Origin of the sequence: Citrobacter telavivensis, assembly GCF_041807075.1 — a bacterium.
GTDB classification, from domain to species: Bacteria; Pseudomonadota; Gammaproteobacteria; order Enterobacterales; family Enterobacteriaceae; genus Citrobacter_A; species Citrobacter_A telavivensis.
This window is the reverse complement of record NZ_JBGUBF010000002.1, coordinates 443,271-464,095: the sequence shown is the minus strand read 5'-3', so window position 1 is coordinate 464,095 and position 20,825 is coordinate 443,271. Positions and strand designations below refer to the sequence as shown.

The following is a 20,825-nucleotide window of genomic DNA, read 5'->3' as shown; positions in this document are numbered from 1 at the left end:
GTTCTGTATTTGCCACATTCAGGTGGCAGGGATATCCACGCGTAAAAAACGGCAAAACGATGTTACGTCATCGCCTGATGCCGTTTTAAATATGAATAACGGGAGTATGAAATGGGATTATTAACGGGTAAAAAAGCATTTATTACGGGTGCAGAACAAGGCATTGGTAAAGAGAGTGCGAGAAAACTGATTGAAGCGGGATGCGATATCTATATTCATTATTTCAGTGGCGAAGAAGGCCCACGGGAATTAATCGCCCTCGCCGAACAACAGGGCTGTCGGGCGGCCTGTGGTTTCGCCGATTTAACCGATGAAGAAGATGCGGCCCGCTGTGTGGCGCAGGCGGCGGAATTTCTCGGCGGTATCGATATTCTGGTCAATAACGTCGGCGGCATTATTGCCCGCAAATGGCTGGGCGAGATTGAGCCACATTTCTGGCGCACCGTTATCGATGTCAATATGACGACGATGCTGAATGTCACTCAGCAGGCATTACCGTGGCTGAAAGCCGCGCCAGAAGGCGCCAGTATCGTCAACCTGGCCTCTCTGGCCGGGCGTTCCGGCGGCCACGCGGGTTCTCTGGTGTATTCCACCACCAAAGGCGCGGTGCTGACCTGGACACGCTCGCTCGCCGCAGAACTCGGTGAACACGGCATCCGCGTCAATGCCGTTGCCCCAGGGCTGATTCTGGGCACGCGTTTTCATAATCAACACACCACGCAGGCCTCTGCCGACCAGACCATCCAGGCAATTCCTTTGGGAAGAGCGGGTACGCCGGAAGATGTGGCAAGGGTCATCTGTTTCCTCGCCTCTGAATATGACGGTTTCGTTTCCGGCGCAACCATTGACATTAACGGCGGTATTTACCGGGCATAAAAATGTGGCGGGCAATCAAGCCCGCCAGTTTTAAAAAGGTATGACATATGATCAAGTCAGATATTATTCATCCTGATTTATTACAGGCACTGGCACAGTGCGGACACAAGGCGAATATTTTAATCACCGATGCCAATTATTCTTTTTTAACCAATACCTCTGCGCAGGCACGGATTATCTGGCTTAATTTCACTCCGGGAATGATCGGCAGCGTCGTCATTCTGGAGAAAATCCTCGGCTATATTAATGTGGAAAAAGCCACGTTAATGGCAAGCCCGGCGGATTTTGATAATACGGTCGAGCGCGAATACCGCGGCATGCTTTCTGAGACCATCGAGTTTGAGCACGTTGAACGCAACGCGTTTTATTCGCTGGCCAAATCGTCCGACACTATCCTGGTTATCGCGTCCGGAGAAACCCGCCGCTTCGCCAATATCCTGCTGACCGTAGCCCCAACGCTGGTATGACAAAACGAGAAGAACGTAATGTTCTTCTCCTGCCACGCCGTTACCGTACCGATTGCCGGGAGACCAACGACGGAGGGAACAGAAACTCCTCTGGCGGAATGGCCGGGTTTTCGGTCCTGTCAATCAACCGTTCAACCATCACCTCTGCCATCTCCCGAAGGGGCGGCATGATGGAGGTCAGGCCAGGGAAAACCAGTCCGGAGAGCGGGATATTGTCGATACCCACAATAGAAATTTGTTGCGGCACATGGATCCCCGCCTGATGCAGACCAGCCATCAGACCAATACCCAGGGCGTCGTTGATTGCCACGATGCCATCCGGGAACGCCGGCTGTTGGCTGATTTTTAACGCCAGCGCCCGCCCAAGTTCCGTCATTTCCGTGTCGCCATAGGCGGCCACGGCCTGGCCTTCAATGATCATCCCTTCCCGATAAAGTCCATGGTCTTGCACCGCACGAAGAAAGCCTTCGATTTTGTGCGCGCGGCTCGGCGTCATCCCTTCCACCGTGGCAAATGCGAGACGACGGCATCCCTGCGCGATCAGGTGTTCTGCCGCCATTCGCCCGGCATCAATGTTGTCCATGGATACGCTGTCCAGCGCAAAATGGTCTGACTGAGCGCGCGCAGGCATGCGGCCATCATAGTTCACCATCACCATGCCCTGCTCTACCGCTCGCGCAAAGTGCGCTTTTTCAATATCGCAGGCGGCAACGATAATCCCGCGGACGCCGTGAGAAAACATGTCGTCCAGAAAGGCCTCTTCTTCTTCAATCTGCCGGTAGGTATTACCAATCAGCACCCGGAACTGACGCTTTTTGGCCGCCAGGTCAACTTCACGGGCCAGGGCGGCAAAGCTGGGATTCACAATCGACGGCACCAGCAGGCCAATCATTTTGGCCTGCCCGGTTTTGAGCTGTTGCGCCACCCGGTTTGGAAAGTAATTCAACGTCTGCATGCTCTGCTGGATGCGCGCCAGCGTTTCAGCACGCATTTGATCGGTACGACCGTTGAGCACATTGGATACCGTACTGACGGAAACGCCAGCATGCTTTGCGACATCACGAATATTCGCCATACATCTCCTTTGCGGCAATCGATGAATGGCGGAAGACACTAACACCCGGCATCGCCATCTTCTTAGGAATTATGAACTACAACGGTTTAGTGTAACGTTACAGGTCCTGCTGTCAATGCAATGTGTTGGCGAAAAGAAAACGGAGTTGAGCGAGAGACGAGGATTAACAGGAGAAGTGTCAGTAGAAGGGGGGGATGCCCCCTTTGCAGACTTAACCGTTAGCGACGATGCGTGTTTCTCCCTGCGTGTCGGGATACTCAGGCAGAATGGCATTCAACAAATAGCGCGTGTAGTCATGACGCGGTGCAGCAAAGACTTCTGCGGCTTCTCCCTGCTCAACGATCTCTCCCCGGTACATCACCCCCACGCTGTCAGCAATGTGCCTGACCACGTTAAGATCATGAGAGATAAAGAGATACGCCAGCCCATAGTCACGCTGTAATCGCATCAGCAGATTGAGAATTTGCGATTGGATCGAGACGTCCAACGCGGAAACCGGCTCATCACAGACGATCAGCTTCGGCTTCAGGATCAGCGCCCGGGCAATACCGAGACGCTGGCGCTGACCGCCGGAAAACTCATGCGGATAGCGGGCGCTATCCTGTGGCCGCAGGCCAACCTGCTCCAGCATCTCAGCAACCTGCGCCTTGCGATTACCGGCGCCATGGATAATCAGCGGCTCTTCCAGGCTATAGCCAATGGTGCGTTTTGGATCGAGCGATGAAAGCGGGTCCTGAAAAATCATCTGCATGTCGCGGCGCACGCTCCGCCATCCAACGGCGTTACGCCCCGCAAGCGGTCGCCCCTCAAACGCTATCTCGCCCGCGCTTGCGGACGTCAACCCCAGCACCAGGCGGCCGGTCGTGCTTTTTCCACTGCCGGATTCCCCCACCAGCGCCCAGGTTTCGCCCGCATTCAGGGTAAAACTGATGTTATCAACCGCCTGTACCGACTGCCCACGACGGCTAAAGGTTTTCGACAGGTTTTTAACGCTTAACAACGGTGTCGTCATCTCAACACTCCCGCTTCGTCGGCTCGCCAGCAGCGAACCTGTTGTGCCTTGCGCCCTACCGCCCGCAGTTCAGGTGCCTGTGCCCGACAGCGCGGTTGCGCCAGCGGGCAGCGATCGGCGTAAGTGCAGCCTAAAGGCAAGTCATGCAACGCGGGCACCTGACCACGAATTTCCGCCAGCGGCGTTTTCGGTGTGTGATCCGCCGACGGACGCGCCGCCAGCAGCGCACGGGTATATGGATGACGTGGACGCTCAAACAGCGTGTGTACATCCGCCTCTTCCACAACCTGTCCGGCATAGAGCACCACCACCCGCTGACAAAGCCGTGCGACCACGCTCAGATCGTGCGTGATAATGACAATACCCATACCCGATTTTTGGTTAATGTCCTCCAGCAAATCGAGGATTTGTGCCTGAATGGTGGCGTCCAGCGCCGTGGTGGGCTCATCGGCAATCAGCAACGACGGTGACGTCGCAATGGCCATTGCAATCATCACACGCTGACGCATACCGCCAGAGAGTTCATGCGGCCAGGCACCCGCGCTGCGGGCAGGATCGACAATACCAACCTGCGTCAACAGGCTGATAATTTTCTGCTGACGCTGCGCTCGATTCAACGAGGTATGCAGCCGCAGGTTCTCATCAATCTGCAAGCCAATGGTCATCACCGGGTTCAGGCTGGCGAGCGGGTCCTGAAAAATCATCGCCATTTCATGCCCGTTTCGCTGACGGCGCGCTTTCGCCGACAGCGAATGCAATGCTTTTCCTGCCAGCGTTACCTCACCGTGAACCCGACAGGTACGGGGAGACAGTAGCCCCATCAGTGCCTGCGCGGTCACGCTCTTACCGCAGCCGGATTCACCAATAATACCGAGAGTCTCATGTGTGTTAACCCGAAAGGAGACGCCACGCACCGGAGAGACAACGCCCTGCCGGGTAGCGAAATGAACCTCAAGATCCTTCACGTCAAGCAAGATATCAGCCATGGCGACCTCCTTGTTTTAACCGCCGTAACACGCGACGCGGCAGAGGCTTCAGGCTGGGATCGGCATTATCTCTCAGGTCGTCGCCTATGATATTCAGCCCCAGGATCAGCAGGACAATGGCAACCCCTGGAAAAAAGGTCATCCACCACGCGTTAAAGATAACGGCCTTACCTTCCAGTAACAGGTTGCCCAGGCTGGGCATTGGTGCAGGCACGCCGGAGCCGAGAAAGCTCAGCGCCGCCTCGGTAAGAATGGCCACCGAAAATACCCAGCTCACCTGCACGATAAACGGTGAGATGACGTTAGGCAGCAGGTGCAGCCAGATAATGCGCGAAGCGTTCGCCCCCTGCGCGCGCAGGGCTTCGATAAAATTCTTCTCTTTAATGACCATGGCCGCACCGCGGATCACCCGGGCTATCGACGGTACGTAAACCAGCGACAACGCCAGCACCACGTTGGCGATATTCGGCCCCAATACCCCCACAATGGCGATGGCAAGCAACAGAGATGGAAACGCGAACAGACCATCGCAGACACGCATTAACACTCTGTCGACCGGACGATACCAGGCACACAGTAAACCGATGATGATCCCCGTGACGCCTGCAATCAGCGCCACCGCAGCACCCACCGAGAACGACACCCGTACCGCAAGCGCCACGCGAACAAAAAGGTCTCGCCCGAAGTTATCGGTACCAAACCAGTGCTCAACGGAAGGGGGTTTCAGGCGGCTTAACGGATCGATGCTGTAGGGATCGTAAGGGCTCACCAGGCTGGCAAAAAACGACAGCAGTACGATCGCCACCAGTACGGCGGGCCAGATCAACAGCGTCGGATTTCTCGACAGGTTCATTTTTCCCCTCCGTCTATAGACAGTCGCGGATCGGCCAGATAGCTCAGCAGATCCACCGCCAGGTTGATCAACACGTAACAAACCGTGATCAGTAGCACCACGCCCTGGATCACCGTCACGTCACGCCGTTCGATCGAATCCACAATCAGCGAACCCACGCCCGGAATACCGAACACACTCTCGATAACGAGAGTGCCGGTCACCAGCGAGGCGAACGATTCGCCGCAAATGGTCAGAATCGGGATCAGGCTGTTTTTCAAAGTATGCCGCAGCAGCACCAGCCGCTCCGGAACCCCCTTTGCCCGTGCGGTGTTGATAAAAGGCTCCTGCATGACATCCAGCATCACAGCCCGGGTCATACGGGCTATCAGCGCGGCAATGCGCAGTCCCAACGCGAATGCGGGCAAGGTTAAATACCAGACGTTTAACCAGAAAGAGTCGTTGGTGGAGCGATAGCCCACCACCGGAAACCAGCGCAGCTGAACGGCAAAGAAAAAGATCAAAAACAGGCCAAGCAAAAACCCCGGCACCGACATGCCAAACGTCGCCAACATACGAATGATGCGATCCGCGATGCCGCCATGTTGCCAGGCGCTTACCACGCCGCCCGCCAGCCCAAGAATGAGCGCGATGAGCTGGGCGTATAACGCCAGCGCCAGCGTCGGCGTCAGATGCTGTAAAAACAGCGACATGACGCTGGTATTCAAAAACAGTGAATGCCCCAGATCGCCGGTCAGTATCTCGCCAAACCAGCTAAAGAACTGCACAAGCAACGGCCTGTCCAGCCCCATCTGCTGGCGCAGCGCGGCAATATCCTGAGGACTGGCATCGTTCCCCAGGATCACCAGCGCCGGATCGCCCGGCGCCAGGTGAATCAGACAGAACACCACCACCGACACCACCAGCAGCACCGGTAGCAGTGCCAGCAGGCGGTGAAAAAGGTATCTTTTCATCGCCTTTCTCCATCAGGGTTTCGTCACGCTAACGTTCCACAGTACGGGACCTATCAGATCCTGGTAGCCTTTCACATTGCTTTTGATCGCCACCGCATCCGGCGTAGTACGGCCCAGCACGATAACCGGCAGATATTGCCAGCTCAGCGTGTTCAGTTTATCCACCAACGGTTTGGCCGCTTTCAGTGACGACGCTTGTTTAATCTGATCCAGCACGTTGTCAATTTCCGGGCTGTTGCTCAGGCCGGGGAATTTCGCCCGGGAATCCAGGAAAGGATACTGATGCAGTACCTGACGCATAGAGAATTCCAGCGCGCAGAGATCGAAGTTTTTCGGATCCTGGCGGCGTTGCAGCACCGTCGGCCAGTCGTACACGTCCAGCCGCGATTTCACGCCAATCTGTTTCAGCACCTGTTGGGCCACAATCGCCAGGTTATACAGTTCGGCATACTCTTTAGTGGCAATGATCACCACCTCTTCACCCTTGTAGCCCGAGGCCTTCACCAGCGCACGAGCCTCGTCCAGCTTATGTTGATTCCAGAAGGGTTTGCCGGCTTCGCTGTACCAGTCCACCTGATCCGGGAAGCCCAGTGAGGGATCTTCTTTGAAGAAACGCGGATCGCTGTAACCCGCCAGCAGCGTCTGATGAACGTCGAGCGCCAGGTTAAATGCCTGCCGCAGCTTCACGTTGGCGAACGGCCCCTGGTTTTTATTGAACAGGTAGGTAATGAGCGAGCCGCCGCTTTGCGGCTGAAACAGCGACAGATCCGGCGCGCTGCTAAGCGTGTCGATATTGTCCTTCGGCAACTGGAATACCAGATCGTATTCACCGGTCATCGCCCCGGCCAGGCGCGTGGATTCATCGGTTATATAGCGGAACCAGATGTCCTTCACGTCCGCTTTCTTTTCGCCCGACAGGCCGCTCGCCGGTTCGGCGCGTGACTGGTACTGGTCATAGCGGGTCAGATGCAAATAATCACCAGGCTTGAATTCCGCCAGCTTGTAAGGGCCGGTGCCTATCAGCTCGGCGATCGGCTTCTTGCTGCTGTTGGTCTCGTCGACAATGCGTTTCGGCATAATTGCGGCAATGTTCTTCACGTCCGCCAGCACGTTGAGTGTAATGAGCGACGGAGCAGGCAGCGTAAAGGTGACTGTTTTATCATCCACCTTACTGAACTGCACGCCGGGGAGGTTGGCTTTCCCCTGCGTGGACACCGCCAGCCAGCGGTTCATTGACGCCACCACGTCATCGGCAGTCAGCGGTTGTCCATCATGAAAATGGATCCCATCGCGCAATACAAAGGTGTAGGTCTTGCGATCGTCGCTCAGGGTATAGCGTTGCACCAGCTCCGGTACGGGCTCAAATTTAGCGTTGATGGTGAACAGCGTTTCGAAAATATGCCTGTCCACGTCTGAGGTGGCGTTGTTGGTCGTCAGATAAGGATCCAGCGTGCCCGGCCGGTTTCCGTAGGCAATATTCAGCGAAGCGTTACGATCGACGTTCTCAGCCTGCGCGCTTCCCAGGGGTAAAACCGCCGCCAGCAGGAGTGCGGCGGCAGAAAACAGCATTTTCATTGTTATGATACTCCGGCTAAGGTCATGCGGCTTGCGTGGCGGCGGTTTGCCCGGCAAATTCGTCTTTCGCTTCCTGCAGCAGTGCGGCATCGGTTAACAGACGCAGCCCGGTTCGCGCCAGCACTTGTGCCCCCGCGATCAGCGCGTCATATCCCTGCACTGAGTTCGCGGCTTCGCGAAACGCCACGGTGTGTCCAATCAACTCATCGGGGCCAATCTTGATGTACGGATGTGCGGTCGGCACTGCGTGGCTGATATCGCCTGCGTCGGTGGAGCCCAGCCCCTCTTTTTCCTTCAGCTCGACGTTTTCTCCTGCGGCGGTGAACTCGTCCAGCAGCACGCCGTTCAGCGTGTGGTTGATATTGAAATCTCGCGGCCCGACCTGGTGCTCAATTTTCACCGTGGTGCCGGTTGCCAGCGCAACACCTTCCGCAATCGCGCGGATGCGCGGTTCCAGCGCTACCACCTCTTCACGGGTATGGGCGCGGATGTAATAGTGCGCCGAGGCATACTCCGGGATCACATTCGGCGCCTGGCCGCCGTTGGTAATAATGCCGTGAACGCGGATGCCGTCCGGCAGTTGCTGGCGCAGAACGCTGATCCCGTTGTAGAGCAGCACAAGCGCATCCAGAGCATTCACGCCTTTATGCGGCGAGCTGCCCGCGTGGGACGGTTTGCCATAAAAATGGAAGTACAGATGATTGTTTGCCAGCGACGGGCCAGACAGTCGCGTTTTACCCGCCGGGTGGATCATCAGCGCCGCATCGACGTCCTTCAGGAAACCGTGCTCCACGAACCGGGCCTTCACATTACCATTCGGGCCGCCTTTACCCCGCAGTCCGCCCTCTTCCGCAGGCGTACCGAGTACCACTACCTTACCCCCTGTCGTGTCCAGCGTTTCGCTAAGGGCAACCGCTGCGGCGATACTGGTGACCCCAATGATGTTGTGCCCACAGGCATGGCCAATATCAATAAGCGCATCGTATTCCGCGAGGTACGCGATAGTTGGACCGGGTTTGCCGCTCTCCTTTACCGCATAAAAAGCCGTTTCATGGCCGGCGACATTGAGGGTGACAACAAAGCCGTGCCTTTCCAGCAGTTGAGTCAGCAGGCCGCTGGCGTAAAACTCGTTGTTGCCCGTTTCCGGGTGGGCGTGAATATCTTTGGCGATGGCCACATATTCATCCCGGTGCTGTTGAATACTGGTTTCAAGACGGTCTCGTAATTCGCTGTTGCTCATTGCTTCCACCTCAGTCATGACGGTTGATTCATTCCCGACACCGGGAACTACGTTTAAGATAAGTGCCGTTTCGCCTCCTGGCGCACCCGATGCAGAACGTGATGTTTGATCTCGCTGTAGGCGGGGTGTTCGGCAAGCGTTTCGATATCCCGATCGCGGCCAAAGGGCAGAACGATCTCATCGACGATTTTTCCGGGTTTTGCTGACATGATCAGAATGCGATCGGCGAGAAACAGCGCCTCTTCGACATCGTGAGTGACGAAGAGCAGCGTGGTGCCGGTGGAAAGCCAGGCCTCACGCAGCAGTTCCTGCATCATCAGCCGGGTTTGGGCATCCAGTGCGCCGAACGGCTCATCCAGCAGCAGCACTTCCGGGCCGGGAAGCCAGGCACGTGCCAGCGCCACGCGCTGCTTCATGCCGCCTGAAAGCTGCCAGGGGGCGTGATGTTCAAAGCCTTTCAGCCCTACTCGCTCAAGCCATGCCTGCGCCTGTGCGTTGGTTTCATCCTTGTGGTGTTTGCCCAGACGTGGGCCAAAGGTGACGTTTTCCAGCACCGACAGCCACGGGAACAGGTTGGGTTGCTGGAAGATCATCCCGCGATCGGGACCAGGCTGTCGTACCGTTTTGCCGCCAGCCACCACTCGCCCCCGATCCGGTTTACTAAACCCGGCGACCAGGTTCAGGATGGTGGATTTACCACAGCCAGACGGCCCAAGCAGGACCACAAACTCGCCGCTGTTGAGGCTCAGGTTGATATCTTCCAGCACCGTAAACGGCTGCGGTTTCGCCGCAAAAGAGAGCGACACATTTTCCAGGTTAATAGCACTCATTATTCTTTCCCCGCCCAGGGCACCGTCAGGCGCTGTAACCCCAGCAGCAATAAATCCAGGAGATAGCCAATACCGCCCAACAGCAAAATACCAAGCATGACAATATCGGTGCGCAAGTAAGCGCTGGCGTTGATCACCATCCAGCCCAGACCAGAGCTGGCAGCGACCATCTCTGCGGCAATCAGCGACGTCCAGCCGATGCCAATGGAGAGCCTGACGGTGGTAAAGAGATCCGGCAGCGCATCCGGCAACACCACGCGCAGGAAGATTTGCCTGCGTGATGCGCCCAGCGTCTGCGCCACGCGGATGCGCGAACGACCAATACGCTCAACGGCCGCCGATGCACCCACCACCACGCTCAAAAATGTGGCGATGAAAATCAGGAAAAACTTGGAGGCCTCGCCAATCCCCAGCCAGACGACGGCCAGCGGGATCAGCGCAATTTTTGGCAAAGGACGCAGGAACTGCACGAAGGGATTAAGCACCGCCGCCAGGCCATCAGACAGCCCCATCAGTAAACCCAGCGGAATACCGATGATAATCGCCACGGAAAATGCGCCAAGTGCACGCGCGAGGCTCACCGCAATGTGTTCCCAGAGCGGTACCTGGCGATAGCCATCGGCCAAAAGCTCTTCAGTCGTCAAACCGATGTCCGTCAGCGAAGGTAACAGCAGCGGATCGACCCACTGCTGCGTTGCCGCCACCTGCCAGACGATAAAGAAAATCGCCACCGACACCACGCTGATGGCGATATGCTGACTCAATCTCATTGCGCCGCCACCGCCGCATCACGAATGTAGCGGGAATCAATCGCGGTATCCCAGTTGGCGGGAATATCACGCTTGCGAATCTCACCGATGTCGGCAAGGAAGCGGGAGGTTTTGGTCAACGCTTTGCCAATACCACTGTCTGTGGTTTGGGTGCCATTTCCCAGCCAGTCAGCCGTCCCTTGCTGGGCCAACGTGGGATATTCCAACCCGCCCAGCGTATTGGCGGCGGTGGTGACCGGAGCACCCACTTCTTTCGCGACAATGGCTGCGGCACGTTCCGGATCTTTCCTGAACTCATCCACTTTCTGCTGGTGTACGCGCAGGAAGGCGGTCACCGCTTCCGGATACTGTTCGGCAAAGGCTTTACGCACCACATAGTTGTTGTAAATCAGGTAACCCTCTTTCTGCAGATCTTTGGTCGCAAAGACCTGATGGCCACCCGAGGCCTCCAGCTCCTGCGCAAACGGCGCCCAGACATAACCAGCATCAATGTCACCACGTTTCCAGGCCGCCACCATTTCTGCCGGACGCAGCGGCAGCAGCGTAATTTTGCTGCGATCCAGTTTGTTTACATCGATCGCGGCTTCGAGAGCGTACTGTGCCGTTGAATTGGGTGGATAGGCGACACGCTTGCCCTCGATATCATTGATTTTCACAATGCCGTCTTTGCCGATCAGTCGCTCATAGCTGGCAATCACGCCCGAAACGCCAATTATTTCGACCGGTAATTTACGCACAATACCCGCTGTCGCCGGGCTGGAACCAAAATTGGCAATATCGATCGCGTTACTGGCGAAATAATTCAAAGCATCTGCACCAGAGGCAAATTGCACCCATTTCACTTTGCTGTTTAACGCGGTATCCAGAGAGCCGTCGGCTTTTGCCAGCATTAATACCTGGGAACCGCCGCTATAGGCCACACGAACTTCAGTTAGCGTTGCAGCAAAACTTATATTTGCCCATACCCCACCCGCTGCAATTAATAAGCAGAGACTTTTCTTCATTTTATTTTCCCGTGATTGTTCTGAATTTATCGTCCGTTATCGCACCGGACAGCGTTCTAATTAAACTGTGCGTAGGTTTGCCATAATTGTGAACATCGCTCTGCCAGTGCCTGAGCCGGATCCCAGGTGAGATGGAGGAAAGGCGCATTGGCCGCTTCCAGCGCAACCGGCACTTCGGTACAGGCCAGTACTAACTTTTGCGCACCCCGGGCAAACAGTGCGTTGGCCTGCAACGTCAGTAATTCCCCACCTTCATTTAGCGAACCCCGTTTTACTGCGTAGCAGCCCGGTACAAACCAGTGATCCAGTTCCTCAGGGACTGGCACGATTGCCTCAATACCCAGCGCTGCCAGTCGCTCCTGATACCAGCCCGCCTCCAGCGTGCCTTTGGTGGCGATCACCCCCACCCGCTGAGGCTTATCCTCAGCCTGTGACAGCGCATCCAGCGTGGCATCAACAATGTGCAGAATGGGCGCATTACTGGCTTCACTCAGCGCGTCGTACCAGTGGTGCGCCGTGTTGCACGGTATGGCGATATGGCTTGCCCCCGCCTGGTTAAGCTTCTCAACAGCGTAAAGCAACTGCGGCAGGGGCGATGGCCCTTTGCCCGCCAGCGCGTCCTGGCGATCGACAATTTGCGGCACATTCCAGACGACCGTGGGGATCTGCTGTTGATCGCTCTGTGCGGGCGTGACCTCCAGCAGGCGGCGCTGAAAATCCAGTGTTGCCAGCGGCCCCATACCGCCCAGTACGCCAAGCAGGAAAGGCTCAGACATGCTCCAGTACCTGACGATAACCAAACAGACCCGCCGCGCCGCCGGTATGGATAAACACGATGTTTTCATCCTGACGGAAATGGCCTTTACGGATGAGATCGATAAGCCCGGCCATGCCTTTGGCGGAATAGACCGGATCGAGCAGAATGCCTTCATGGCGGGCGAGCAGCGCCAACGCTTCCAGCGTGCCTTCTGTCGGCAAACCGTACCCATCACCGACATAATCACTGTTCGCCACCACCGCATGACGCGACAGTTCCCCCGGCACACCGAGCAGATCCAGCGTCCGCGAGGCCAGATTCCAGACGTTCTCTTCCTGTTTTGTTTTTGGCGCCCGCACGCTAATGCCAAGTACTGGAATATGGCTGTTGGTGGCGGTAAAACCGGCGACTAACCCAGCTTGCGTGCCGGTACTGCCGGTGGCGTGAACCACATGATCGATGCGCAGACGGCGCTCTGATGACTGGTACAACAGCTCTTCCGCGCAGGCCACGTAGCCCAGCGCGCCGATCGGGTTCGAGCCCCCGCCGGGGATGATATACGGCGTGTGCCCCTGTTCACGCAGCGTCGCCGCGTATTCCTCCATCGCCTGTTGCATATCGGTACCGCCCGGCAGGTGGGCGACGATGTCGCCGCCGAGCAGCGTATCCAGCAATACGTTACCTGAACGCTGATAATCTTCACCAAAATCGGTAACGCGTTTTTCCAGCAGCGCCTTCGCTTTCAGCCCGAGACGTGCGGCGCCCGCGATCGTCTGGCGCACGTGGTTTGACTGCGTCGCCCCCTGGGTAATGACCACATCGGCTTTTTTCTCCAGCGCATCCGCCAGCAGGAATTCCAGCTTGCGGGTTTTATTTCCGCCCGTTGCCAGACCGGTTGCGTCGTCGCGTTTAATCCATATTTTAGGTCCGCCTAATAATTTGCTTAAATTATTCAGCGGCTCCAGCGGCGTGGGAAAATGACCAAGTGAAATTCGTGGAAACCGGGCCAGATGCATAAATGCTCCTTGCTAATAAAAAGGGCTTTATAAAAGTGAAATTCACTATACACATCTGCCAGATGGGGCCAATCAAGAATAATAAATAACGATTACCGAAAAATGAATAAGCAGAAAAAGAGTGGCTGACAGGATAAGATATATTCTGTTCTGGAATGGCTTGCGGCAAAAAAGAATAACGCCTTCCTTCCGCAAAGCGTTACAGGAAGGCTTACTTCATAGAAATCATGCGTTGTTTAAAAGGTCAATAATTTAAATGGTCAACAAACAGGGGGACATTCCTCCCCCCTGATGTTTACTTCACTCTTTGACCGGCATCATTAACCACTGTCTCGCCATCTTCTTTCGCGAACGCGCCTTTTTGCGCATCAGGGAGAATATCCAACACCACCTCTGAAGGACGGCACAGACGCGTTCCCAGCGGCGTCACCACAATCGGACGGTTAATCAGGATCGGATGCTGAAGCATAAAGTCGATTAACTGATCGTCAGTAAAGTGATCTTCCGCAAGCCCCAGTTCTTCGTAAGGCTCAACGTTTTTACGCAGCAAGGCCCGGACTGAAATGCCCATATCTGCAATGAGTTTGACCAGCTCATCGCGTGACGGTGGAGTCTCAAGGTAATGAATAATCGTCGGCTCAGTACCGCTGTTGCGGATCATCTCCAGCGTATTACGCGACGTGCCGCAGGCTGGGTTGTGATAAATAGTGATGTTGCTCATATCAGTATCTCATTACAAAGTGAAAGAGAGACGTAGCGCCAGCGCGGCCAGCGTTACAAACAGCACGGGTAGCGTCATGATAATCCCGGTGCGGAAATAATACCCCCAGGTGATGGTCATGTTCTTCTGTGAAAGGACATGCAGCCAGAGCAGCGTTGCCAGACTACCAATAGGGGTAATTTTCGGCCCCAGGTCGCAGCCAATCACGTTGGCGTAAATCATCGCCTCTTTGATTACGCCGGTTGCGGTGCTGCCATCAATCGAGAGCGCGCCAACCAGCACGGTAGGCATGTTGTTCATGATGGAAGACAGGATTGCCGTCAGGAAGCCCGTACCCAACGTCGCGGCCCAAAGTCCTTTATCTGCCAGCACGTTCAGCACAGCGGAGAGATATTCCGTTAGCCCGGCGTTGCGCAGGCCGTAGACCACCAGATACATCCCCAACGAGAAGATGACGATTTGCCAGGGCGCACCGCGCAGCACTTTACCGGTATTAATGGCATGGCCTCGTTTCGCCACCGCAAACAGGATGACAGCGCCAACAGCCGCAATCGCGCTGACCGGAATACCGAGCGGCTCAAGGACGAAAAAGCCAACCAGCAGAAGGATCAACACTATCCAGCCGGTTCTGAAGGTTGCCAGATCTTTAATCGCATTCGCCGGTGCTTTCAGGAGAGCCAGGTCGTAAGTCGGCGGAATATCTTTGCGGAAGAACAGATGCAGCATCACCAGTGTGGCGATAATGGCGGCGATATCCACCGGCACCATTACCGACGCATACTCAGTAAACCCCAGTCCGAAGAAATCAGCAGAAACGATATTCACCAGGTTTGACACGATAAGCGGCAGACTGGCCGTATCGGCAATAAACCCGGCAGCCATAACAAATGCCAGCGTAGTGCCTTTACTGAACCCTAATGCCAGCAGCATGGCGATAACAATCGGCGTCAGAATAAGCGCTGCGCCATCGTTAGCAAACAGCGCCGCGACCGCTGCGCCAAGCAGAACGATATACGTAAAGAGCAAACGGCCATGACCATTTCCCCAGCGCGAAACGTGCAGTGCCGCCCATTCGAAAAAGCCGGATTCATCCAGAAGCAGGCTGATAATAATCACGGCAATAAACGTTGCCGTCGCATTCCAGACGATATTCCATACCACCGGAATATCGCCCACGTGTACAACGCCCGAGATTAACGCCAGCACCGCGCCCAACATCGCACTCCAGCCGATCCCTACTCCCTTCGGCTGCCAGATAACCAGAACAATGGTCAGGATAAAAATAGCACCTGCCAGTAACATACATCCTCCAGACAGGGCGACTCCGCCGCCATGTATATCCAAAAAATTAACCCACTAAATCCCTGAGTTTTTCGATGCCAGTGGGTTCTGAGGCCAGAACCGGAACAAGTGCTATACGGTCAGCATGCTGATGCTTAACAACCTCAATCTGTGGTAGTTCCTGCTGGGCGAGCTGGCAAAGCAGTGGTGAGTGAGTATCGGCAATGGAAAGACTGTTATTGATTATCCAGCCCCAGGGGTGGATCCCCGCGCGTTCCAGATCGGCCTGCAAATTTGCCGCTTCCAGCACAGGTGTGGTTTCAGGCAGAGTGACAAGCAGAACTTTGGTACGTTCCGGATCCTGAAGCTGCATCATCGGGGTGGTAAAATGACCCTTGTCACCCATTTTCTTAGCAATCTCACGGTGATAAGCCCCGGTTGCATCCAGCAGCAGCAGCGTATGCCCGGTAGGTGCCGTATCCATGACCACGAACCGTTTACCTGCTTCACGGATCACGCGTGAGAACGCCTGAAACACCGCAATTTCTTCTGTGCAAGGGGAACGTAAATCCTCTTCCAGTAGCCGTTTCCCTGCTGCATCCAGATCTCTGCCCCTGGTCTCAAGAACGTGCTGGCGATAGCGTTCGGTTTCATCATGAGGATTGATTCGGCTGACCTGCAGGTTTTTGAGGCTGCCATTGAGCGTTGTACTCAGGTGTGCAGCAGGATCTGAGGTAGTGAGATGCACATCAAAACCCCTGTCCGCAAGTCGTACCGCAATTGCCGCAGCCATCGTGGTTTTACCCACCCCGCCTTTGCCCATCAGCATAATCAAACCGTGTTCACTGCGGGCGAGATCATCGACCATGACAGACAGAGACATATTCTCTGGCTTGTATTGTGCGCGCTGTTCAGGAAGCCGTGCTGGCTCAGCGCATTCGTTGAGCAGCCCTTTCAGGGCGGACACGCCAACCATGTTCAGCGGCTGAAGGAATAGCGTGTCTGTCGGCAACTCAGATAACCCGGCAGGAAGATTTGCCAGTGCCTCCTGCTCCCGTTGCCATATCGCAGCGGCCAATACGTCGTTTTCCGTTTCGGTTTTGGGCAGAACACCATTAACAACCAGATACTGATTTTTCAGGCCAATGGCTGACAGTTCATCATGCGTGCGGGCGACTTCCTGCAGCGTGGATTTTTGTAGGCGTGCGACCAGTACCAGGCGTGTGCGTTCGGGATCGGATAACGCCTCAACCGCATGAGCATACTGCTCGCGCTGCTTTTGCAGCCCGGCCATCGGCCCAAGGCAGGAAGCACCCTCCGGGTTACTTTCAATGAAACGACTCCAGGCGCCGGGAAGCTGGAGCAGACGAATAGTGTGGCCCGTTGGGGCAGTATCAAAAATGATGTGATCGAAGCGGGTCAGCAGAGTGGCGTCTGTCAATAAGCCGGTGAACTCATCGAATGCCGCAATCTCCGTCGTACAGGCGCCCGAGAGCTGTTCGCTGATACTGTTTACGACGTCGTCGGGCAGAAGGCCTTTAACAGGATCAACGATTCTGGCCCGGTATTGCTGAGCGGCTTCTTGTGGGTCGATCTCCAGCGCTGAAAGACCGGGCACAGCAGCCACGGGTTGGATCGTATTACCGATAGCCTGATCGAATACCTGACCGACATTGGAGGCGGGATCGGTACTCACCAGCAAAACCCGCTTGCCCTGCTCTGCCAGGCGGATAGCCGTTGCACAGGAAATGGAGGTTTTACCCACGCCGCCCTTACCGGTAAAAAACAGGTAAGGCGGGATATTGTGTAAGAATTTCATATGTCCTCCTGACATACTCAACAACAGGACGTATTACCACCACAACAGCGAGTGGGAGCTACCCCCACTTTCTCCAGCGGAATACCGAACCAACGAGCCAGCTCAGCGCGCTTTGGGTATCGCCCCGCCATCACCATTTCACCGTCCAGCAACAGCAGCGGAAGCCCTTCAGCTCCAGATGCGTCGAGGAATGCTTTCGCCTTCTCGTTCTGAACAAAGCTCATGGGCTGCTGCGCCAGGTTGTAACGTTCAACCTGCACGCCACGCCCTTTCAGCCATTGCACATCCGCAGAAAAATCGACCAGAACCTGATCGACATCGGAACCACAAACGCCGGTACTGCAGCACATCGCCGGATCAAACACCGTTAACGCCTTCATCTTTAACACCTCACATTCGTAAAAACATATATGTACAGGCAAATTTTTTAGATACAAACAGCTTTACCGCTACCAGAGCAGTTAGCCGATGCCAGCTTACGGGCGATGGCCTGCACGTCGTCCTGCTGGCTTAGCCAGGCCTGCTCAATCACCTGCGCAGCCCAGGAAGGAATATGCGGAGATAAGCGGTAATGAACCCATTTCCCCTGCTTGCGATCCAGCAATAATCCACTTTCCCGAAGCATTGCCAGGTGACGGGAGATCTTGGGCTGGGACTGTTCCAGCGCCGTGCAGAGATCGCACACGCACAGTTCCCCCATCTCCCTGAGCAGCAACACGATGCCCAGACGGGTTTCATCGGAGAGGTTTTTGAAGAGTTGTATTGATGATAATTGCGGCATAAGCCCTCCTGCTTCTGTCTGGCAGTCTCTCTCTGTAACCATAAAATGTCAAAATTATATTTGAATTTTCATATGTGAAATGAGAGATGATTGAATACGCCGCCACACCGTTGACTGGCCTTTCAGCTAAACCGTACTCCCACATTCAGGCTGATCCTGAGGGAGCAAGAAGGGTTGGACTCAATTGATGAATAGAATTTAATGACTCTTTATTTATCAAGGGAAAGTTGAGAGTGGTGATGTTTTGAGAAACAGAGTCTGGAGCGGGCGACGGAAATCTCCACGCTCCAGACAGCTCGTAATTTCATGGATTTATTAACAAAAGCGCGATGCTTTGTAGGATGCGCTACAACGACTTACACACCCTTTCACTCCAGAACGCTGATAAGCTTAAGCGCATCATTTCTGACAGAATCTTGTATTCGCCCAGAGTCGGCAACCAACGTCAACGCTTCAATACTTAAACCATCCCTGATCACTTTTCGCGCTTTACTGAGACGGGTCCGGCAACTTTTCTCTGTATACCCCTCACGTGAGTGCATTTGCTCAATAATGTCAGCGCTTGATAAATTTGAATCGGCAAAACGATGGTAGTAGTTTACGAAACACTCCATCCCGATAGCCTTAAGGCGGTCTGTCAGCGTAGTGCGGCTTGTTATCCTCTCTTGCTGATTCAAAACGTCCGCCATGGCGTTAAGCGGAGGGTTTTGGGAAGAGACTTCATTTACTGAAACTGAATTGCTGACAATCAAGTTTTCTTTGATGGACATAACGCGGGGATCGGTAAGAATCGCGCCCTTGAGGTTAATGATGTGTGCGTTAACATGAACACTATGCCGAGCATAATCTCGTATTACTTCATGCGGGATTTTGTAACTATCAAGAATGTTGTAATTTTCATCAAAAATAACCGCAATTAAATAATCAAAATCGGCGGCCTCATAGTTTCGCAACGCACTCAGTTGCCGGGAAGGATTATCCGGCGTCACTCTCCTCGCTTTGATCTGCACTTTCATGCCATCAGCATCGATGGCATCAGCCCCCGCTGACGAATTACTGAGAAGAGTCATACCTAGCGCTTTAGAAACCAACCATTCGGCGTAATCACCTACAGGATTATTCTTGGTGCGTATAACCTCTCTCGAACGTAATACTGTCAAAATTTTGGAATGAAGTGACAGTAACTCAAGATTACTCAACGAGGCCAGGTAACCATCTGATATTAAATTTATATTTTTCATAATTTTTCGCCCTGACTGAAGTGAAACGCCACTGTAACGCCTACGTAGCGCATCTGTATTTTGATTTTTTATAGACACTTATAGCTATCAGTTTTAGATAAGGCAGACAATTATTATTCGCACCCGGTATCTGTTTACCCATCCCGTAATTAAAACTCAGAATATGACATCTACTCTATTGTTTCAGCCTATCTTATTTGAGCGCAGATACGATACCTCAATGACCATTGGTATTGGGCCTGCACCGCTTTGCGGTCCCCATACTACGTACAACAGCGACGTGCTAATCCGCACCGTTCAGCAAAAGCTTTCTGACGCATTCCGGTGGCAATGCACAATGCTTTTACTCGTTGTCCAAACAGGGTTCGAAGGGACTTTTTCATCGCTGAATTTGCGCAGATGACCACTAAAGAGCCACTCACTTATCGTGATATTATGAATCAAACGTTTATTATGTTGTTAGAAACACCGCATGGGTGGATTTCGAGGAAAGAACAACATGTTTAAAGAGCAGATTAGAAAAACAGGCTTTATGTGCAAGGCAGCGTTAGGCACTTTACTCATCACAGCGTCAACATCATCCTACGCAACCGAAAGCATTGATCAACTGGCTACACGTATCGGAATGGATCACTTCCGTGAAGCGATAAAAAAGGGCGACCGCAACGCCTACAAAACCCTACCGGCAAAAGGCTATAAAAACGGTTTAACCGGGTTATTGGTTAAAACGAATACTTACGTTAATCCCGAATACAGCTTTGCCGATTGCGACACGGACACGGTGATAGTTTCTGTTCAGGAAAACAAAACGCTGCCCGGTTGCCGAATCTCATTAAAGCTCGCAACCAAAGACGCAGATGGCAGTTATCACGATAATGGCATTCGCATCGAATACGGTATTGCCACTGGCTCCAAAAAGTTTATCGCCAACAATTCAGCGTGGGCGCAACATGTCATTAGTGGTGATAAAGTGCTTGAAGGTGCCCTCCACCCGGATAAAGCGAGTAGCGACAAAGATCAAATGTGCATGGGTATGGCTCAATTTACCGCAAACGTAACCGAAGGCCGAAACGGTGGAATGACCAAAGGAGAATATTATCAGCGTCTCGATAATATGAATGGCAAGTCCGAAGTCACTCCCCAGATGATTACGCTCTATAAGACTTTCGTTGACTACGTATATGAACACCCGAAACAGGATGCTCAGGTTTCAGCGAAATTCATTTACACTAACTGTATGAATAACTTTTAATTCTTTGTTGATGCAATAGTGCGACGATAGTTGCTCTGGAAATATCGTATTCACGCGGTAACGCGCTGTCACTGGCTTCTGGAGCGATTATCAAGGATTTTCCCCGTTTCTTACCTTCGGCTTTTGCTCGTGATAGCCCCACCTCTGCGCGTTCAATCAGCAGATCGCGCGCCATCTGCACAACCGCTACCAACATTGACAGCAGGACCTTACCGGTAGCAGAGGTGAGATCTATCGTACCAGACAGGTGGACGATAAACTTGATATTTCGGTTTGCCAGATTCGGGAACGCTGATAATAAATCACTCTTTAATTT

Annotated in this window: 21 protein-coding genes and 1 pseudogene; 3 read left to right on the top strand and 19 right to left on the bottom strand. The window is 54.1% G+C overall.

The genetic code is table 11. The annotated features are described in order from the left end of the window. Nucleotides 1–111 precede the first annotated feature (111 nt). Together ACERJC_RS13275 and ACERJC_RS13270 are read left to right on the top strand one after the other, a co-directional pair. Nucleotides 112–876 carry an SDR family NAD(P)-dependent oxidoreductase gene (locus ACERJC_RS13275; protein WP_152402237.1) on the top strand — a complete coding sequence of 255 codons (765 nt, stop codon included), beginning with the start codon at nt 112–114 and terminating at the stop codon, nt 874–876. A 47-nt stretch (nt 877–923) separates the two neighbouring features. Beyond that, nucleotides 924–1,343, top strand: coding sequence for an RbsD/FucU family protein (locus ACERJC_RS13270; RefSeq protein WP_152402236.1), 420 nt, complete (start codon nt 924–926; stop codon nt 1,341–1,343). Nucleotides 1,344–1,383: 40 nt separating this feature from the next. On the opposite strand, the gene ACERJC_RS13265 is transcribed toward ACERJC_RS13270, so the two are convergent. The 18 genes from ACERJC_RS13265 to ACERJC_RS13180 all read right to left on the bottom strand — a co-directional run bounded on the left by ACERJC_RS13265 (nt 1,384) and on the right by ACERJC_RS13180 (nt 19,257). Then, on the bottom strand, nt 1,384–2,418 hold the full coding sequence (locus ACERJC_RS13265; RefSeq protein ID WP_152402234.1) for a LacI family DNA-binding transcriptional regulator: 1,035 nt from the start codon (nt 2,416–2,418) through the stop codon (nt 1,384–1,386). A 211-nt stretch (nt 2,419–2,629) separates the two neighbouring features. Continuing rightward, nucleotides 2,630–3,430 carry an ABC transporter ATP-binding protein gene (locus ACERJC_RS13260; RefSeq protein WP_373671861.1) on the bottom strand — a complete coding sequence of 267 codons (801 nt, stop codon included), beginning with the start codon at nt 3,428–3,430 and terminating at the stop codon, nt 2,630–2,632. After that, a complete protein-coding gene (locus tag ACERJC_RS13255) occupies nt 3,427–4,416 on the bottom strand; it encodes an ABC transporter ATP-binding protein (protein WP_373671860.1) in 990 nt (329 codons plus the stop codon). The genes ACERJC_RS13260 and ACERJC_RS13255 overlap by 4 nt, the downstream gene beginning before the upstream one ends. Next, nucleotides 4,409–5,269, bottom strand: a complete 861-nt coding sequence (locus tag ACERJC_RS13250; RefSeq protein WP_371895146.1) for an ABC transporter permease — start codon at nt 5,267–5,269, stop codon at nt 4,409–4,411. Before ACERJC_RS13250 ends, ACERJC_RS13255 begins: the two co-directional genes overlap by 8 nt. Further along, nucleotides 5,266–6,222 (bottom strand): ABC transporter permease, encoded by a 957-nt coding sequence (locus ACERJC_RS13245; RefSeq protein ID WP_286632245.1) that lies wholly within the window; start codon nt 6,220–6,222, stop codon nt 5,266–5,268. The genes ACERJC_RS13250 and ACERJC_RS13245 overlap by 4 nt, the downstream gene beginning before the upstream one ends. Before the next feature lie 12 nt (nt 6,223–6,234). Then, nucleotides 6,235–7,797, bottom strand: coding sequence for an ABC transporter substrate-binding protein (locus ACERJC_RS13240; protein ID WP_373671859.1), 1,563 nt, complete (start codon nt 7,795–7,797; stop codon nt 6,235–6,237). 22 nt (nt 7,798–7,819) lie between these two features. Continuing rightward, nucleotides 7,820–9,037 carry a M20 family metallopeptidase gene (locus ACERJC_RS13235; RefSeq protein ID WP_373671858.1) on the bottom strand — a complete coding sequence of 406 codons (1,218 nt, stop codon included), beginning with the start codon at nt 9,035–9,037 and terminating at the stop codon, nt 7,820–7,822. 53 nt (nt 9,038–9,090) lie between these two features. Continuing rightward, entirely contained in the window at nt 9,091–9,867 is a 777-nt protein-coding gene (locus ACERJC_RS13230; protein WP_373671857.1) for an ABC transporter ATP-binding protein, read from the bottom strand. Next, nucleotides 9,867–10,637: an ABC transporter permease gene (locus tag ACERJC_RS13225; RefSeq protein ID WP_178825182.1), complete on the bottom strand. Its 771-nt coding sequence runs from the start codon at nt 10,635–10,637 to the stop codon at nt 9,867–9,869. The genes ACERJC_RS13230 and ACERJC_RS13225 overlap by 1 nt, the downstream gene beginning before the upstream one ends. Next, a complete protein-coding gene (locus ACERJC_RS13220) occupies nt 10,634–11,641 on the bottom strand; it encodes a taurine ABC transporter substrate-binding protein (protein ID WP_373671856.1) in 1,008 nt (335 codons plus the stop codon). Before ACERJC_RS13220 ends, ACERJC_RS13225 begins: the two co-directional genes overlap by 4 nt. A 56-nt stretch (nt 11,642–11,697) precedes the next feature. Then, nucleotides 11,698–12,417 carry a cysteate racemase gene (cuyB, locus tag ACERJC_RS13215; RefSeq protein ID WP_373671855.1) on the bottom strand — a complete coding sequence of 240 codons (720 nt, stop codon included), beginning with the start codon at nt 12,415–12,417 and terminating at the stop codon, nt 11,698–11,700. Continuing rightward, nucleotides 12,410–13,414 (bottom strand): D-cysteate sulfo-lyase, encoded by a 1,005-nt coding sequence (gene cuyA / locus ACERJC_RS13210; RefSeq protein ID WP_373671854.1) that lies wholly within the window; start codon nt 13,412–13,414, stop codon nt 12,410–12,412. Before cuyA ends, cuyB begins: the two co-directional genes overlap by 8 nt. 295 nt (nt 13,415–13,709) lie before the next feature. Next, the gene (gene arsC, locus ACERJC_RS13205; protein WP_373671853.1) at nt 13,710–14,135 is read right to left on the bottom strand and encodes a glutaredoxin-dependent arsenate reductase; all 426 of its coding nucleotides are present in this window, start codon (nt 14,133–14,135) and stop codon (nt 13,710–13,712) included. A gap of 12 nt (nt 14,136–14,147) precedes the next feature. Then, nucleotides 14,148–15,437, bottom strand: a complete 1,290-nt coding sequence (gene arsB / locus ACERJC_RS13200) for an arsenite efflux transporter membrane subunit ArsB (protein ID WP_373671852.1) — start codon at nt 15,435–15,437, stop codon at nt 14,148–14,150. Between the two features lie 46 nt (nt 15,438–15,483). Continuing rightward, nucleotides 15,484–17,235, bottom strand: coding sequence for an arsenical pump-driving ATPase (arsA, locus tag ACERJC_RS13195; protein WP_373671851.1), 1,752 nt, complete (start codon nt 17,233–17,235; stop codon nt 15,484–15,486). A gap of 17 nt (nt 17,236–17,252) precedes the next feature. Further along, the gene (arsD, locus tag ACERJC_RS13190) at nt 17,253–17,615 is read right to left on the bottom strand and encodes an arsenite efflux transporter metallochaperone ArsD (protein ID WP_373671850.1); all 363 of its coding nucleotides are present in this window, start codon (nt 17,613–17,615) and stop codon (nt 17,253–17,255) included. Between the two features lie 47 nt (nt 17,616–17,662). Beyond that, nucleotides 17,663–18,016 (bottom strand): As(III)-sensing metalloregulatory transcriptional repressor ArsR, encoded by a 354-nt coding sequence (gene arsR / locus ACERJC_RS13185; RefSeq protein ID WP_286632253.1) that lies wholly within the window; start codon nt 18,014–18,016, stop codon nt 17,663–17,665. A 368-nt stretch (nt 18,017–18,384) separates the two neighbouring features. After that, nucleotides 18,385–19,257 carry a DUF6998 domain-containing protein gene (locus ACERJC_RS13180; protein WP_373671849.1) on the bottom strand — a complete coding sequence of 291 codons (873 nt, stop codon included), beginning with the start codon at nt 19,255–19,257 and terminating at the stop codon, nt 18,385–18,387. 499 nt (nt 19,258–19,756) lie between these two features. Here ACERJC_RS13180 and ACERJC_RS13175 point away from each other — a divergent pair, with 499 nt between their 5' ends. Next, entirely contained in the window at nt 19,757–20,509 is a 753-nt protein-coding gene (locus tag ACERJC_RS13175) for a hypothetical protein (protein ID WP_373671848.1), read from the top strand. Here ACERJC_RS13175 and ACERJC_RS13170 read toward each other — a convergent pair. Beyond that, nucleotides 20,487–20,813, bottom strand: a pseudogene (locus tag ACERJC_RS13170) (recombinase family protein); the annotation flags it as partial. The gene ACERJC_RS13175 and the pseudogene ACERJC_RS13170 overlap by 23 nt on opposite strands. Nucleotides 20,814–20,825 lie beyond the last annotated feature (12 nt).

Coding starts and splice junctions, on each gene's coding strand:
- ACERJC_RS13250 (WP_371895146.1), bottom strand. CDS start 5,269: ATGAACCTGTCGAGAAATCCGACGCTGTTGATCTGGCCCGCCGTACTG.
- cuyB (WP_373671855.1), bottom strand. CDS start 12,417: ATGTCTGAGCCTTTCCTGCTTGGCGTACTGGGCGGTATGGGGCCGCTG.
- ACERJC_RS13245 (WP_286632245.1), bottom strand. CDS start 6,222: ATGAAAAGATACCTTTTTCACCGCCTGCTGGCACTGCTACCGGTGCTG.
- ACERJC_RS13175 (WP_373671848.1), top strand. CDS start 19,757: ATGTTTAAAGAGCAGATTAGAAAAACAGGCTTTATGTGCAAGGCAGCG.
- ACERJC_RS13235 (WP_373671858.1), bottom strand. CDS start 9,037: ATGAGCAACAGCGAATTACGAGACCGTCTTGAAACCAGTATTCAACAG.
- arsA (WP_373671851.1), bottom strand. CDS start 17,235: ATGAAATTCTTACACAATATCCCGCCTTACCTGTTTTTTACCGGTAAG.
- arsC (WP_373671853.1), bottom strand. CDS start 14,135: ATGAGCAACATCACTATTTATCACAACCCAGCCTGCGGCACGTCGCGT.
- ACERJC_RS13220 (WP_373671856.1), bottom strand. CDS start 11,641: ATGAAGAAAAGTCTCTGCTTATTAATTGCAGCGGGTGGGGTATGGGCA.
- cuyA (WP_373671854.1), bottom strand. CDS start 13,414: ATGCATCTGGCCCGGTTTCCACGAATTTCACTTGGTCATTTTCCCACG.
- ACERJC_RS13180 (WP_373671849.1), bottom strand. CDS start 19,257: ATGAAAAATATAAATTTAATATCAGATGGTTACCTGGCCTCGTTGAGT.
- ACERJC_RS13255 (WP_373671860.1), bottom strand. CDS start 4,416: ATGGCTGATATCTTGCTTGACGTGAAGGATCTTGAGGTTCATTTCGCT.
- arsD (WP_373671850.1), bottom strand. CDS start 17,615: ATGAAGGCGTTAACGGTGTTTGATCCGGCGATGTGCTGCAGTACCGGC.
- ACERJC_RS13275 (WP_152402237.1), top strand. CDS start 112: ATGGGATTATTAACGGGTAAAAAAGCATTTATTACGGGTGCAGAACAA.
- ACERJC_RS13230 (WP_373671857.1), bottom strand. CDS start 9,867: ATGAGTGCTATTAACCTGGAAAATGTGTCGCTCTCTTTTGCGGCGAAA.
- ACERJC_RS13225 (WP_178825182.1), bottom strand. CDS start 10,637: ATGAGATTGAGTCAGCATATCGCCATCAGCGTGGTGTCGGTGGCGATT.
- ACERJC_RS13260 (WP_373671861.1), bottom strand. CDS start 3,430: ATGACGACACCGTTGTTAAGCGTTAAAAACCTGTCGAAAACCTTTAGC.
- arsB (WP_373671852.1), bottom strand. CDS start 15,437: ATGTTACTGGCAGGTGCTATTTTTATCCTGACCATTGTTCTGGTTATC.
- arsR (WP_286632253.1), bottom strand. CDS start 18,016: ATGCCGCAATTATCATCAATACAACTCTTCAAAAACCTCTCCGATGAA.
- ACERJC_RS13270 (WP_152402236.1), top strand. CDS start 924: ATGATCAAGTCAGATATTATTCATCCTGATTTATTACAGGCACTGGCA.
- ACERJC_RS13240 (WP_373671859.1), bottom strand. CDS start 7,797: ATGAAAATGCTGTTTTCTGCCGCCGCACTCCTGCTGGCGGCGGTTTTA.
- ACERJC_RS13265 (WP_152402234.1), bottom strand. CDS start 2,418: ATGGCGAATATTCGTGATGTCGCAAAGCATGCTGGCGTTTCCGTCAGT.